Annotated in this window: 13 protein-coding genes; 2 read left to right on the top strand and 11 right to left on the bottom strand. The window is 69.7% G+C overall.

Features of this window, described 5'->3' with window-relative positions; translation table 11 throughout:
- Positions 1 to 4: 4 nt before the first annotated feature.
- Genes HD592_RS05950 through HD592_RS05905 form a run of 10 tightly spaced genes read right to left on the bottom strand, consistent with a single transcriptional unit; the run spans position 5 to position 10,862 of the window.
- Positions 5 to 553: a shikimate kinase gene (locus HD592_RS05950; RefSeq protein WP_184452505.1), complete on the bottom strand. Its 549-nt coding sequence runs from the start codon at positions 551 to 553 to the stop codon at positions 5 to 7.
- Positions 550 to 2,139: a 3-dehydroquinate synthase gene (gene aroB / locus HD592_RS05945; protein ID WP_184452503.1), complete on the bottom strand. Its 1,590-nt coding sequence runs from the start codon at positions 2,137 to 2,139 to the stop codon at positions 550 to 552. Before aroB ends, HD592_RS05950 begins: the two co-directional genes overlap by 4 nt.
- Complete coding sequence (aroC, locus tag HD592_RS05940; protein ID WP_184452502.1) at positions 2,136 to 3,344, bottom strand: chorismate synthase; 1,209 nt, start codon at positions 3,342 to 3,344, stop codon at positions 2,136 to 2,138. Before aroC ends, aroB begins: the two co-directional genes overlap by 4 nt.
- Before the next feature lie 42 nt (positions 3,345 to 3,386).
- Entirely contained in the window at positions 3,387 to 4,160 is a 774-nt protein-coding gene (gene hisF, locus HD592_RS05935) for an imidazole glycerol phosphate synthase subunit HisF (RefSeq protein ID WP_184452501.1), read from the bottom strand.
- A gap of 9 nt (positions 4,161 to 4,169) precedes the next feature.
- Complete coding sequence (locus HD592_RS05930; RefSeq protein WP_246429995.1) at positions 4,170 to 5,168, bottom strand: FKBP-type peptidyl-prolyl cis-trans isomerase; 999 nt, start codon at positions 5,166 to 5,168, stop codon at positions 4,170 to 4,172.
- On the bottom strand, positions 5,165 to 6,553 hold the full coding sequence (gene pafA / locus HD592_RS05925) for a Pup--protein ligase (protein ID WP_184452500.1): 1,389 nt from the start codon (positions 6,551 to 6,553) through the stop codon (positions 5,165 to 5,167). The genes HD592_RS05930 and pafA overlap by 4 nt, the downstream gene beginning before the upstream one ends.
- Position 6,554: 1 nt before the next feature.
- Positions 6,555 to 6,737, bottom strand: a complete 183-nt coding sequence (locus tag HD592_RS05920; protein WP_184454496.1) for a ubiquitin-like protein Pup — start codon at positions 6,735 to 6,737, stop codon at positions 6,555 to 6,557.
- 25 nt (positions 6,738 to 6,762) lie between these two features.
- Complete coding sequence (dop, locus tag HD592_RS05915) at positions 6,763 to 8,274, bottom strand: depupylase/deamidase Dop (RefSeq protein ID WP_184452499.1); 1,512 nt, start codon at positions 8,272 to 8,274, stop codon at positions 6,763 to 6,765.
- 1 nt (position 8,275) lies between these two features.
- Positions 8,276 to 9,826 carry a proteasome ATPase gene (gene arc, locus HD592_RS05910; RefSeq protein ID WP_184452498.1) on the bottom strand — a complete coding sequence of 517 codons (1,551 nt, stop codon included), beginning with the start codon at positions 9,824 to 9,826 and terminating at the stop codon, positions 8,276 to 8,278.
- Positions 9,819 to 10,862, bottom strand: coding sequence for a tRNA (adenine-N1)-methyltransferase (locus tag HD592_RS05905; protein ID WP_184452497.1), 1,044 nt, complete (start codon positions 10,860 to 10,862; stop codon positions 9,819 to 9,821). Before HD592_RS05905 ends, arc begins: the two co-directional genes overlap by 8 nt.
- 79 nt (positions 10,863 to 10,941) lie before the next feature.
- Here HD592_RS05905 and HD592_RS05900 point away from each other — a divergent pair, with 79 nt between their 5' ends.
- Positions 10,942 to 11,811, top strand: coding sequence for a RecB family exonuclease (locus HD592_RS05900; protein ID WP_184452496.1), 870 nt, complete (start codon positions 10,942 to 10,944; stop codon positions 11,809 to 11,811).
- Between the two features lie 37 nt (positions 11,812 to 11,848).
- On the opposite strand, the gene HD592_RS05895 is transcribed toward HD592_RS05900, so the two are convergent.
- A complete protein-coding gene (locus HD592_RS05895) occupies positions 11,849 to 12,703 on the bottom strand; it encodes an undecaprenyl-diphosphate phosphatase (protein WP_184452495.1) in 855 nt (284 codons plus the stop codon).
- Positions 12,704 to 12,812: 109 nt separating this feature from the next.
- Between HD592_RS05895 and HD592_RS05890 the strand changes: the two genes are divergently transcribed.
- Complete coding sequence (locus HD592_RS05890) at positions 12,813 to 13,751, top strand: aldo/keto reductase (protein ID WP_184452494.1); 939 nt, start codon at positions 12,813 to 12,815, stop codon at positions 13,749 to 13,751.
- Positions 13,752 to 13,771 lie beyond the last annotated feature (20 nt).

Genomic DNA, 13,771 nt, shown 5'->3' with positions numbered 1-13,771 from the left:
TACCTCAATCTCGGTTGTTCGGGGAATCGCCCGCTAGTCTACACTCCCCCAGCACCCGATCGGCCACGAGGGCGGGGTCCGCGCCCCCCGTTGGCACTGACGAATCCGCCACATCCGCATAGCGCTCATGGAGGGCGGCGATCATCGCGGTCAGCATCGCCCTCGGCGCTCCCAGGCCCACCGATCGAGGGCGGTTGAGGCCCGTGCGCCGGGCGACCTCCGCAGTATCGGCGACGAGCTCGACGACGAAGGCCCCTCGCGTCTTGGCCTCGCGAATGCCGTCGACGGTGTCGGCGTCCTCGATCTGGCTCGCACCGAGGGCCACGACCGCGCCGGGGCGCGCGAGCGCCCGCCGCGCGGCCGACCGCCTCAAGCGCTCCAGCCGCGGGTCCCGCGCGATGACGAGCTCGGCGAGCGGCGCGCCCGCCTCCTGCGCGACCAGGTCATCGGCATCGACGAAATCCGCGCCGAGGCGCTCGGCGAGGATCCTGCCCGCGCTCGTCTTGCCGGCCCCGGAAACGCCGAGCAGCACGATTCTGGGAGCACCCGTCATCGCTTCACCCCGATCCGCGATGCGGGGAGCGCGAGCTCACTCGGATCGATCCTCACGGTCCGGGGATTCCCGATCCCCTCGAGCAGGACGAAGCGCAGCGCGCCCGCCCGCACCTTCTTGTCCGAGAGCATGGCATCCGTCAGATCGCTCAGAGCCGCGCCCGAGTAGGTCGTCGCCAATCCGGCCTTCGTGAAGGCCGCGATGTGCCGCTCGACCTCGGCGGGGGTGAGCATGCCCCTGGCCTGGGCGAGACGGGCGGCGAAGACGCAGCCGATCGCGACCGCCTCGCCGTGCCGCACCGAGTAGTCCTCGCAGCGTTCGATCGCATGCGCGAAAGTGTGGCCGTAGTTGAGGATCTCCCTCAAGCCCGATTCCTTGAGGTCCGCGGACACGACCTTCGCCTTGACTCCGATCGCGCGGCCGATGAGCTCGGCGACCTCGGGGGACGCGGGGTCGATGAGGGCCCCCTCATCGGCCCTCCCGATGATCTCGAGAATCGCCTCATCGGCGATGAACCCGCACTTCACCACCTCTCCCAGGCCCGCGCGGAACTCGGCCTCGGGCAGGGTCTTCAGGTATTCGAGATCGCACAGGACGCGCCGGGCGGGGTGGAAGGAGCCGATCAGGTTCTTCCCCGCGGAGGAGTTGATGCCGGTCTTGCCGCCGACCGCCGCATCGACCATGGCGAGCAAAGTCGTGGGAAGCGAACAGAAATCGATGCCCCTCAACCACGTCGCGGCGACGAATCCCGCCATATCCGTCGTGGCTCCGCCGCCCATTGCGATGATGGCGTCGGCCCGCCCGAGCTTGAGCTCGCCCGCGAGCCCCCACAGGCCCTCGACGACCTCGAGGGACTTGGCCGCCTCACCCCGGGGATGGGAGGCGAGATGGACGCTCAGCCCCCCTGCGCGCAGGTCCTCGGCCAGAGCCCGAGCGGGGCCATCGAGTTCGGGGGCGTGAACGATGAGCGCGCGCGTCGCCTCCGGCCGCAGCGCCTCTCGCACGAAGCGCGAGGGGATGGCCCTGCCGATGAGCACGTCATAGGGGGCTTCGCCTTCGACCGGCACAGTCGTGAAAACGCCTTCGACCATGCGGAAGATCCTCTCCGCCACCTCGACGGCGGGCCCCGAATCCGAGGGGACACGAAGCTTCTCGACCTCGCGGTAATACGGCTCGCGCTCGCTCCTCAAACGCCGGAGCGCCCCCTCCGGATCCTCGCGCAGGAGCGGCCGATGCGACTCGCGGGTCACGCGCCGCAGGAGCTCGTCGTGCTCGACGTCGATCGTCACGACACTCGCATCGGCGAGGAGGGCGCGCACACGCGGGGTCGTCACCGCCCCTCCCCCCAGGGAGACGACGGCGTGCAGGGACAGGGCCCGTTCGACGGCGCGCGCCTCCCGGAGCCGGAAGGCCTCCTCCCCCTCCTCGTCGAAGATCCGCGCGATCGGGACCCCCGCCTCGGCCACGATGAGATCGTCCGTATCCACGTGCTCCACGCCGAGCATCTTCGCGAGGATGCGTCCGACCTTCGACTTGCCCGACCCGGGAAGGCCCGCGAGGACGATCGGCAGTTCCAGGCCCCTCATGCGCGTTCCGCCACTCGCTCGAGGTAGGCCGTCAGATTGCGTTTCATCTCGGAGACGGAATTGCCCCCCGCGTGCGCGAAGAGCGCGTCGGCCAGGACCAGGGCGAGCTCCGCCTGAACGATGAGCGCACCCGGCACCAATTGACAGGTGTCGGAGCGCTGATGAAGTCCGCGGGCCTCCTCGCCCGTCGCCAGATCCACGCTGCGCAGGGCCCTCGGAACCGTCGAAATCGGTTTGAAGGCCGCGCGCACCACGATCGCTTCGCCGTTGGAGGTGCCGCCCTCGATCCCGCCCGCCCGATTCGAAGCGCGGTGGAGGCGCCCATCGGCGCTCTTGAGGATCTCGTCATGCGCCTGCGAACCGAGCAGGGCCGCCTGGGCGAAGCCGTCCCCGATCTCGACGCCCTTCACCGACTGGATCGACATGACCGCCTGCGCGATCGCGGCATCGAGTCGTCGCGCGGCCGCGACGTGCGAGCCCAGTCCGACGGGCACGCCCCAGGCGACGACCTCGACGACGCCGCCGATGGTGTCGCCCTGCACCTTCGCCTCGTCCACGAGATCGACGAAGGCCTGATCCGTCAGAGGATCGAGGGCCCGCATCCGCGCCCCGTCGAGCGCCTCCGCGTCCTGCGGGCGCGGGAGCTCGCCCTCGGCGCGCAGGGGGCCGACCGCGACCACGTGCGCGACCAGTTCGATCCCGCCCGCCTGCGCGAGGAGCGCCTCGGCGATCGCCCCGAGCGCGACGCGCGCCGCGGTCTCGCGAGCGCTCGCCCGCTCGAGGACCGGGCGGGCCTCCGGCAGGTCGTAGGAGAGCATCCCCGCAAGATCGGCGTGACCGGGGCGCGGGCGCGTGAGCGGACGGTTGCGGGCGATCTCGCGCTCGTCCCCCGTGCCCGCGTCGATGAGGAGCTCCGCGGGATCGACGGGGTCGGCCGCCATGACCGTGCGCCACTTGGGCCATTCGGAATTCGCGATCTCCACCGCGATCGGGGATCCGATCGTGCGCCCGTGGCGCACCCCCGAGAGGATGCGGACCTCGTCGCGCTCGAAGGCCTGGCGGGCGCCCCGGCCGTAGCCGAGCCTGCGGCGGGCCAGGGCGCGCTCCAGGTCGGCGGTGGTCAGTTCCAAGCCGGAGGGCACGCCGTCAATCACAGCAACGAGGGCGGGGCCGTGCGACTCGCCCGCAGTCATCCACGTGAGCATGGGTCCAGTGTCCCACAGGCGCCCCGGGCTCTCTTCGCGCGTTCAGATCCTCACGTCGAAGCCCTCGCGATCGAGGGCGAGCTTGACCTCGTCGATCCCCACCGTCCCGAAGTGGAAGACGGACGCGGCGAGCAGGGCGTTCGCGCCGGCGCGCGCCGCCTCGACGAAGTGCTCGGCCGCGCCCGCCCCGCCCGAGGCGATGAGGGGGACCTTCACCTCGGAGCGGAAGAGACGGAGCATCTCGATGTCGAAGCCCCGGCGCACGCCATCGGCGTCCATCGAGTTCAGGAGGATCTCGCCCGCCCCGAGCGCCTCGGCGCGCTTGGCCCACTCGAGCGCATCGATGCCCGTCGAGCGCTTCCCGCCGTGGGTCGTGACCTCGAAGCCCGATGCGGTGCTCACGCCCCGGGGGCAGCGCCTCGCATCGACGGACAGGACGATCACCTGATCGCCGAAACGGTCCGAGACGCGGCTGAGCAGATCCGGATCCGTGATCGCCGCCGTATTGATCCCCACTTTGTCGGCGCCGTGCGCGAGCAGGCGCGCCACATCGTCGACGGAACGGACGCCTCCTCCGACCGTCAGGGGGACGAACACCTGTTCAGCGGTTGCGGACACGACGTCGAGCATCGTCGCGCGGCCCTCGACCGAGGCGGAGACGTCGAGGAAGGTGATCTCGTCTGCGCCCATGCCGCCGTAACGGCGGGCGAGCTCCACCGGGTCCCCGGCATCGCGGAGGTTCTCGAAATTCACCCCCTTGACGACACGGCCGGCATCGACATCGAGGCAGGGGATGATGCGCAGAGCGACAGACATGGGCCGATCCTACTTCGACTGCGCGGCCTCGCCGGGCGCGCTCTCAGGATCCGAGGAGGACCTCGGCTCCGTTCCCAGGATGTCGATGACGACGATGAGGGTGTCGTCCCCGGAGGCGAAGTCCGCGGGGATGGTGATCGCCAGACGCGATCCGACGCGCCGGTCCGTCACCCCCTGCACGAGTCCCTTCATCGCCTCGGGCAGTGCGATGACCTCCGGCATTCCCGTGCGCCACGTCGACGAGCGGACCGCGCCGTCCGTCCACCCCACCACCTGGTACTGGGCGACGATGGAGTCGTCGACTCCGACCTGGGGGCCATCGCCGACGATGAGGCTCTGAACCGTCAAACCGTCCGGCGCCTTCTCATCGTGGGAGACGATCGGGCCCGTCGGGCTCATCGCCACCGATACCGCGCCGAATTCGTTGACGGTGTCCTCTGCGCCCTTCGCGGTCGTCCAGAGGATGTCGACGACCACGACTTCACTGGCCGTCCGCCCCGATTCCTGGGAGACCGGGTGGATCGCGAGGAGGCGCTCCCCCTCCTTTCGGCCGATGACGAGAGACGCGAGATCCGCACCCAGCTCCTCCGGCGTCGCCGTGCCCACGAAGAGATCGGGCCGTGCCGATTCGGCCAGGTTCTCTCCCGTCGTTGCGTCGAAGGCGCTGATCGACAGGAGGACCGGGGTCCCCTGCTCGATCTCGCGGCCGTCACCGGCGATGAGCTCGCGGACCTTGACCGCCGAGGTCCGGACCGGTCCTAAGAAGTCGACGACGGGCGTTGCTCCCACGCGGCCGGAGACGGAGATGCGGTCGAAGGGGCCGATCAGCTCCTGAAGGGTCCCTTCGACGCCGTTCCTCGAAGGCAGGAGGCGCCAGACGCCCGCCGCGGCCGCCAGTGTCACGGCGAGGACCACGAGCAGTACGAGCGGCCTGAAGCGCCTGCGCGGGCGAGGGGGTTGAGCCGTGCGCCGCGAGGGGAAGGAGGGGGGAAGCCCGGGTCCGCTCATGCTGGAAGCACCGGCGCCGATGATGAGATCTTCTCGATGAAGGCGTCCACGCGGGGATCTTCACTGGCGAGAGGGTCGTTCAGGGTGAGCGGCGGGGTCGACTGATCGTCCAGGCGCGCATGCACCCAATCGACCGTGACATCCGTCCGCGCGGCCTCTCCCGCGGCGACGATCCGTCCTCGAAGATGCGCGCGCGTCGTGAGCGGCGCCCTCGTCATCGCGTGCCTGACGCCCTCGTCGGTCGTGAGCCGGCGAACAAGACCGGCCTTCTCCAGTTTCTTCACGATCCCCGCATCCGTGATATCGTGATAGGACATGTCGAGACGCCGGATGCGCGCATCCGCCAGGCCCGCGCCCAGGCGCGCCGCATAGGTCTCGAGGAGCTTCTTCTTGATCGCGATGTCGAGCTCGGTATCGATGCCGGACCAGTCCCCCGACTCGAGGGCCGCGATCCCGCGCCCCCACAGATCGGCGACGTAGGCGTGCATCTCGTCGAGGCTTCCCGGAGCGAGCGAGGCGAGGACGCGATCCCGGATCTCCTTCTGGATCGCGGTCGCGCTCATCCTCCTGCCGTCGGCGAGTTCGACCTCGGTGCGGCCGCTGAGGTCGAGCGAGACCTCGCGGATCGCCCGCATCGGGTCGGCGAGGGCGAGGTCCTCGATGCGCAATCCGTCTTCGACCGCCTGGAGGAGCATCTCGGTCGCGCCGATCTTGAGCGCGGTGGTGGGCTCTGCGACATTCGTGTCGCCCACGATGACGTGCATGCGCCGGTAGGAGCCCGAATCCGCCAGGGGCTCATCGCGCGTATTGATGATCGGCCGGGACCGGGTCGTGGCGGCCGAGACCGCGTCCCACATCTGCTCGGCGCGCTGCGAGAAGACGAGATGGGCCCCCGAGGCCCCGATCCGGATCCTCCCGTTGCCGACGAGGATCTGCCGCGTGATGAAGAAGGTGATGAGCGCGTCGGCGACCTGACGGAAGTCCCTGCGCCGATGGAGCAGGTAGTTCTCGTGGCAGCCGCAGGAGTTGCCCTCGGCGTCGAGATTGTTCCGGAAGAGGTGAAGACGCTCCGGAGCGCCCACTTCCGCGAAGGACTCATCGGCCCGCAGTGCGAGCTCGGCGAGGATCGCGGCACCGGCCCGATCCTGCTCGAGCAGGTCCTCCAGACGGTCGCATTCGGCGGTCGCGTATTCGGGGTGCGCGCCCACGTCGAGGTAGAGGCGCCCGCCGTTCGCGAGGAACAGGTTCGAACTGCGTCCGGCGCGGAGCAGCGGTTGGAAGAGGTGCTGAGCGGCGTGCTCGGCATCCATCGCGGATGCTCCCCCATCGGCCCGGGCCGCCATCAGCCCGTACTCCGTCTCGATTCCGACGACGCGGCGCCTCACCTCACTGGCCGCCCTTCTGGACGAATCCCTGGACGAAGGCCTCGGCGTTCGTCTCCAGCACGGAATCGATCTCGTCGAGGATGTCGTCGAGCGACTCGGCGCGCGCCGTGACGCGCCCGGCGGCCTCGACGCCGTCCGGGTCGTCCGGATCTGCGGAGGGTGCGAAGAGCTGGGTGATGTCCATCATTGTCTCCTTCGAATATCCGCGGTCAGGGGCGGGCCGCCGCCCAGGGATCCGCGATCGGGTAACGGATCAGGTCGCCTGCGCCGGGGTCGACGACGAGCGAGCTCCAGGATGCCTTGACGAGATCGGGCCGCGAGGAGACGGCCCCTCCTCGGATCGCCGCGCGTGTGTTCGCCGGCGGCTTGTCGGCGGCCTCCTCGACCTGCTCGTCGGTGAAGAGGCGCCTCACCCGTCCTGCGCGCGAGAGTTTGAGGGCGAGCGACTTCTCCGGGCGCAGGTCGGCCCATTGAAGATCCATCGCTTGAAGACGCGGGTCGGACCATTCGAGTCCCGAACGCTCCTTGAGGCGCCCGAGGAGGGCGTATTTGCCGACCCATTCGACTTCGGCGGCGACGGAGAAGAGGTCGGCGCGCATGCGATCGAGCACCGACTGCCAGAGTTCTAGCACGGCCCGGTCGCCCTCGTCCGGAGTCTGCCCGAGCCGGTCGAAGGTCTCCACGACGAGGTCGAGGATCACCTGCTGGAGCTCGGCGGCCGTGTAGGAGCCCCCTCCGGCCGTCGAGAGCCGGTAGTCGAGATCCGGGTGATGCGAGACGTTCCAGGTCTCCGCCACCGGATCGTCGAGGACGAGGGCGTCCCACTGCAGGCCGATGCCCTGTTCGATCGCCCACAGGACGAGCGAGGTCGTTCCCAGTTTGAGGAGGATCGAGGCGTCGAACATGTTGCCGTCGCCGCCGATCACATGGAGGCGCCGGTGCGAAGCGGGATTCGCGTGCGGCTCATCGCGGGTGTTGATGATTGGGCGGTTGAAGGTGGTCTCCAAGCCGACTTCGTTCTCGACGAAGTCGGCGCGCTGAGACATCTGGAAGCCGGGGATCTGCGACTTCTGGCCGATGCCGACGCGGCCGGCCCCGCAGATGACGGGGCGCGTCACGAAGAAGGGGGTGAGGCCGCGCACGACCTCGTCGAAATCGACGTCGCGGCGCATGAGGTAGTTCTCGTGGGTGCCGTAGGCCGCGCCCTTGCCGTCGGTGTTGTTCTTGACGAGGACGAGGGGCTCGCCGGCCTGCTCGGCCCTGGTCATGATGCGCTGGGCGATCACCTCGCCCGCCCGATCCCACAGCGCGGCGTCGAGGGCGCCGAGGGCCTCCGGGGACGAGTACTCGGGGTGGGCGTGATCGACGTAGAGCCGCGCGCCGTTGGTGAGGACCGCGGTCGTCTGGGCGGGCAGCGCGAGTTCCTCCGGCGTCGGCCGTGCGATCTTCTCCGAGCCCCCCGAGGGCGCGAGGCGGTACGGATCGTCGGTGAGCAGGGAGGGGTCGGCCGCCGCCCTCGACATCCTCATCCCGCGCAGGTCGTTGAGGGGGTCCTCGCCCGTGTAGTCCCATCTCACCGGCGGCGCCCCCTCGGCGGCGGTTCCCCGCCGGGAGATCTCGGCGTAGTGGCGGACCGCCTGCGCGGACAGGGCGATCGGATTGGCCCAGGGGTCCCCCGGGCGGTAGATGCCGTACTCGGTCTCGGTTCCGATGATCCTCATGTCAGTCCTTCACCGGTGCGATGGAGACGATCTCTTCCCTCAGGCCGATCGTGCGCGCCCAGTCATCCGGGGAGGAGGTCTGCGCCAGTTCGATCGATTCGCGCATCTCCTCGTCGACGCCCGCCAGGACGTGCTCGACCGCGAGCCCGGGGGCCGCGCCCGAAAGCGAGTCCTTGATGGCGAGTTTCTTCGCCCGCTCAACGATTCCGGCGATCATCGCCCCCGAGACCACGTCGGACAGGTGGATCCGCATGCGCCTGCCCGAGGCGAGCCTCGCATCGAAGAGGGCGGTGGACGAGTCCTCGGTGAACAGGCGCTCGACCGCGGCGTCGATCATCCCCCCGATCGCGGATGAGGCCGAGCCGGTACGCGCGATCTCGTCGGAGCGCACCGGAAGACCGGACCGGAGGTGCTTCGCCATGATGTCGCGGGCGCCCGCGCGATCGGGGCGCTCCACGCGGATGCGCACGTCCAGTCGTCCGGGCCGCAGGACCGCGGGATCGATCATGTCCGCGCGGTTCGAGGCGCCGATGATGACGACGTTGTCGAGGGCCTCGACACCGTCCATCTCGGCGAGGAGCTGGGGCACGATCATCGTCTCCACATCGGAGGAGACGCCGGTTCCGCGGGTGCGGAACAGGGCCTCCATCTCATCGAAGAAGACGACGACCGGAACGTCCCCCGCGGCCAGGGAGCGGGCCCTGGAGAAGATCGCGCGGATCTGGCGCTCGGTCTCCCCCACGAACTTGTTGAGCAGTTCGGGGCCCTTGATCGACAGGAAGCAGGTCCTCTTCCCCGAGCCCTTCGCGGACAGGGCGTTCGCAACGGCCTTCGCGATGAGGGTCTTGCCCGAACCGGGGGGCCCGTACAGGAGGATGCCCTTGGGCGGGCGCAAGCCGTAGGCGCGGTACAGCTCGGGATGGGTGAGCGGGAGTTCGATCGCATCGCGGACCTGCTGGATCTGCGCGTCCAGACCGCCGATGTCCTCATAGGTCGTGTCGGGCACCTCGGGTGTGAGGAGCTGCTCGACATCCGAGCGCACGACCTTCTCGAGGGCGACGCCGGCGCGCAGGTCGACCACGAGCGAATCGCCGGGGCGCAGATTCCCGTGCCTGAGGGGGCCCGCGAGGACAAGGAGGTGCTCCTGGCCGGCCTGGGAGGCGACGAGGACGCGATCGGGCCCGACGAGTTCGAGGACGGACGCCATCGAACCGGTCCGCGCGAAACGATCGGGGGCGACGGCGACGAGCTTGTCGTCGACGCGGACGAGCTGCCCGTACGACAGTGCGGCGAGGTCGAGCCCGGGGGCCGCGGCCAGGCGCATGCGCCGGCCGTTCAGCACGACCTCGATCTCTCGCGCGCTCGGGTCCGAGCGCAGGAACATCGCGAGTGTGAGCGGCGGCCGGTTGACCTCGAGCAGTTGCGACTGGGCCTTCACGAGCTCCCCGCGGGCCTGCGTGAGGGCGGCGGCGAGGCGGCCGTTCTTCTCCTCGAGCGATACGACGAGGCGCTGGAGCTCATCGATGCGAGTGGCGTGGAAGTCCTCACTCATTGGCGCCCTCCCTTCCGTCGACCCAGGTGTCGGCCTTCGCGGTCACATCGCGGCGCACCTTGCGGATCTTCTTCTCCGAGGAGACGCGCACTCCGACGGATTGCTCGGACCAGCCGGCCTCCCCGTCCCACTGGCCGCCCATGCCCTCCGAGGACTTCGCCGGACGCGTCGAACGCGCCTGCGGCGAGATCCCCGGGGCGAGCGAACGGGTGATGAGGAGGAAGCCCGTATGGGCGACCATCCGGTGCTCGGGGCGGACCGCGAGGCCGTCGAGATGCCATTCGCGCCGCATGTCCTCCCAGGCGACCGGATCCGTGAATCTGCCCGAGGCGCGCAGGTCCTCGGTGAGGCGCGACAGCTGGGTCACCGTCGCGACGTAGCAGCACAGGACGCCGCCGGGAATGAGCGCGCGGGCCACGGCCTCGATGTTCTCCCAGGGGGCGAGCATGTCCAGCACGACGCGGTCGACGCTGTCGGCCTCCATCGTCTCCAGTTCGGCGTCGAGGTCGCCGACGCGCAGGTCCCACGCGGGGTGCTCGGCCCCGAACCAGAGGTCCACGTTCGCACGCGCGATGTCGGCGAAGTCCTGGCGGCGCTCGACCGACACGAGGCTCCCCCGGGGCCCCACGGCGTTGAGCAGCGCCATCGACAGCGCTCCGGAACCGGCACCGGCTTCGACGACCCTCGCGCCGGGGAAGATGTCCGCCATATGGAGGATCGTCCCCGCGTCCTTGGGGTAGACGACCGCCGCGCCGCGGGGCATCGCCATCGTGTAGTCCACGAGGAGGGGGCGCAGGATCTGGAACTGGCGGCCCTCTTCGGTTTCGATCACCTGGCCGTCGGGCAGGCCGATCACGTCATCGTGCTTGAAGGATCCGCGATTCGATTGGAAGGTGCCCCCTCCCACCAGGATCACCTGGTGAAGGCGTCCCTTCGGGTCCCTCACCTGCACCCGATCGCCCTCGGCAAGCGGCCCGCGCCTGCGCTGCTGTCCGATGGGCGCCGAAGGGGACTCGTTCAGGGGTGTCGTGTTCATCCCGGCGATTCTACCGCCGAAGTCGATCCCGGCCCGTGTGAGATCCGCAGACGAGGGCGGCGGGCGTTAGCGTGGGGGCATGAACTCGCACGCATCCGCTTCGACGAAGCGCACCGCCGGATTGCAGGGGCCGGCCCTGTCCGCCTCACGCGCGAAGGAATACGAACGCTGTCCCCTGCAGTACCGCCTGCACGTCGTGGACCGGATTCAAGACCCTCCGACGCGGCACACGGCCCTCGGCACGCTCATCCATTCGGTGCTCGAGCGCCTCTTCGATCTTCCCGCGCCCGAGCGCAGCGCCGAGGCCGCCCTCGAGCTCTTCGAGGCCCAGTGGCGGGCGACCCGCGAGACGGACCCCCGCGTCCTTGAGCTCTTCGAGGGTGAGGCGGATCTGGCGGCCTGGATCGACGGCGCCCGTGATCTCGTCTCCGGCTACTTCGCGATCGAGAATCCTCAGTGGCTGGCCCCCGCGGCGCGTGAGAAGCTCGTCGAGGCGGTCACGCCCTCGGGGGTGCGACTGCGCGGATTCATCGACCGCATCGATTCCAACGCCGAGGGCGCGCTGCGCGTCGTCGACTACAAGACCGGCAAGGCGCCCTCACCGCGCTTCCAGGATGAAGCGCTCTTCCAGATGCGCTTCTACGCCCTGCTGCTGTCCCTGGTCTCGCGTCTTCCCGCGCGGACTCAGCTGGTGTATCTGCGGACCGGGCAGGTCCTCACCTTCGATCCGACCGCCGCCGACATCGCGCGCTTCAGCGAGGAGATCGACGCCCTGTGGGCACGGATCGAAAGGGATGCCGAACGCGGGGATTTCGCCCCCCGGAGCAATCCCCTGTGCCCCTGGTGCCATCTGCAGTCCCTGTGCCCGCTCTTCGACGGGCGGACGCCCGAACCCCCCGAGGGCGGATTCGAGCGTCTGCTGCGCACTCGCGTCGCCCGCGGGGCGTGAGCCCGGGGACGAGGGGCTCGGGGCCGCAGCGAAGGCCTCAGGCGAAGGCCGTCGAGGTCGCGGTGAGGACCCCCGCGCCCAGGAGTATCGCCACGAGGAGCGCCAGTCCGATCCGGTAGTAGACGAAGGGCTTGTACGACTTCGTCGACACGAGCTTGAGGAACCAGATGATGACGGCCCAGGCGACGCCGAAGGCGATGAGGGTCGCGATGATCGTCGGCCCGACGGCGATCTGCTCGCCGCCTGCGACGACCTTGTAGACCTTGTACAGGCCCGAGGCGAACACGGCGGGCATCGCGAGGAGGAAGGAGTAGCGGGCGGCGGCCTCGCGCGTGTAGCCGAGCGCGCGCCCCATGGTGATCGTCCCGCCGGATCTGGACACGCCGGGGATGAGCGCCATCGCCTGTGCGCATCCGTAGAGGATCGCGTCCCTCCAGCTCATCTCGTCGAGATTGCGCTTGAGCGGGGCGAAGCGGTCCGCGAGTCCGAGGAGGATGCCGAAGACGGCGAGCATGGCCACGGTGATCCAGAGGTTGCGGAAGCTGGTGTCGATCCAGTCCTGCAGGGCGAGGCCGAGGATGCCGATCGGCAGTGATCCGACGATGATCATCCATCCCATGCGCGCATCGGGATCAGTCGAGGGGATTCGCGATTCAGCGGCGTGGAAGGGCAGGGCCCTCCACCAGCGCGACAGGATCCTCACGATGTCCTTCCAGAAGACGATGAGCACCGCGGTCTCGGTGCCGATCTGCGTGATCGCCGTGAAAGCAGCGCCCGGGTCCTTCGAGCCGAAGAGTTCGCCGAAGATCCGCAGGTGCGCGGACGAGGAGATGGGGAGGAATTCCGTCAGGCCTTGAATGAGGCCGAGGAGGATCGCGTCGAACCAGGTCATGGGTGCCACCCTATGACCGTCATCGCGCCCGGGCGCGCTCCTTCGTCGAAGTCGGGTGTGGGACCCGACACGCGGGCCCGAGCCCCTTCGGGCCGAGTAGGCTGGCGGCATGGAGATTCGTCAGTGCGGGACATCGGGCTTGCGCGTGTCGGCCGTCGGACTCGGCGCGCTCACGTGGGGGCGGGACACCGAAGCGCCTGAAGCCTGTGACATGCTCGCCCGTTTCGTCGAAGCGGGCGGGACCTTCGTGGAGGTCTCCCCCCTGGACGGTGACGGTCGCGCCCTCGACGTCCTCGGCTCCGCGCTCGCGCGCGTGGGGCGCCACAGGACGGTCGTTGCGATGAGGGGCGCCTCCAGGCGCCTCGATTCGGGGAGCTGGACCTCCTCGGGCGCCAGGGGCGACATGCTCCGCAGCCTTGACGATGCGCTCGCCCGGCTCGACATCGACGAGGTCGATCTGTGGCTGGCGAGCTTCGACCCCGCCGTTCCCCTCGAGGAGACTCTCGGCGCCCTGGAGGCCGCGCACCGCTCCGGGCGCGCCCATTACATCGGTCTCAACGGCTTCGGCCTGTGGGATGCGGCCAGGGCGATCACGCTCCTCGACGATGTCGCAGATGTCAGGCCCGCCGTCGTCCAGGTCCCCTATTCGCTCTTGACGGCGAAGGATTCGTCGGAGCTCGTCACGCGCGCCCGGCGCTTGGGCATGGGGGTCATCGCCCAGTCGCCGCTCGCGGGCGGCGTCCTCACCGGGAAATACCGGCACTCCACTCCCCCGGATTCGAGGGCCGCGTCGCCGCATCTGCGCGCGCTCGTCGACCCGCATCTGCGTTCGGGGCCGCGCGCCCTCGTCGAGGGCGTCGCCCGCGCCGCCGAGGGGCTCGACCGCAGTGCGCTCGACCTGGCCCTGTCGTGGGTCCGTGATTCGAGCGCCGTGACCTCGGCGCTCATCGGTCCGCGCACCCTGCGCCAGCTCGAGGTGAATCTGGAGTCCGGTGAGGCGATCCCCGCTCCGATCCGCTCGGTGCTCGACGAGATCGCGGGCTTGTGAGAAGACGGCCTTCAGTCCCC

It is taken from the genome of Schaalia hyovaginalis (assembly GCF_014208035.1).
Lineage (GTDB): Bacteria > Actinomycetota > Actinomycetes > Actinomycetales > Actinomycetaceae > Pauljensenia > Pauljensenia hyovaginalis.
Note: the sequence above shows the minus strand (reverse complement) of the source record. Positions and strands in the feature narration are given on the sequence as shown.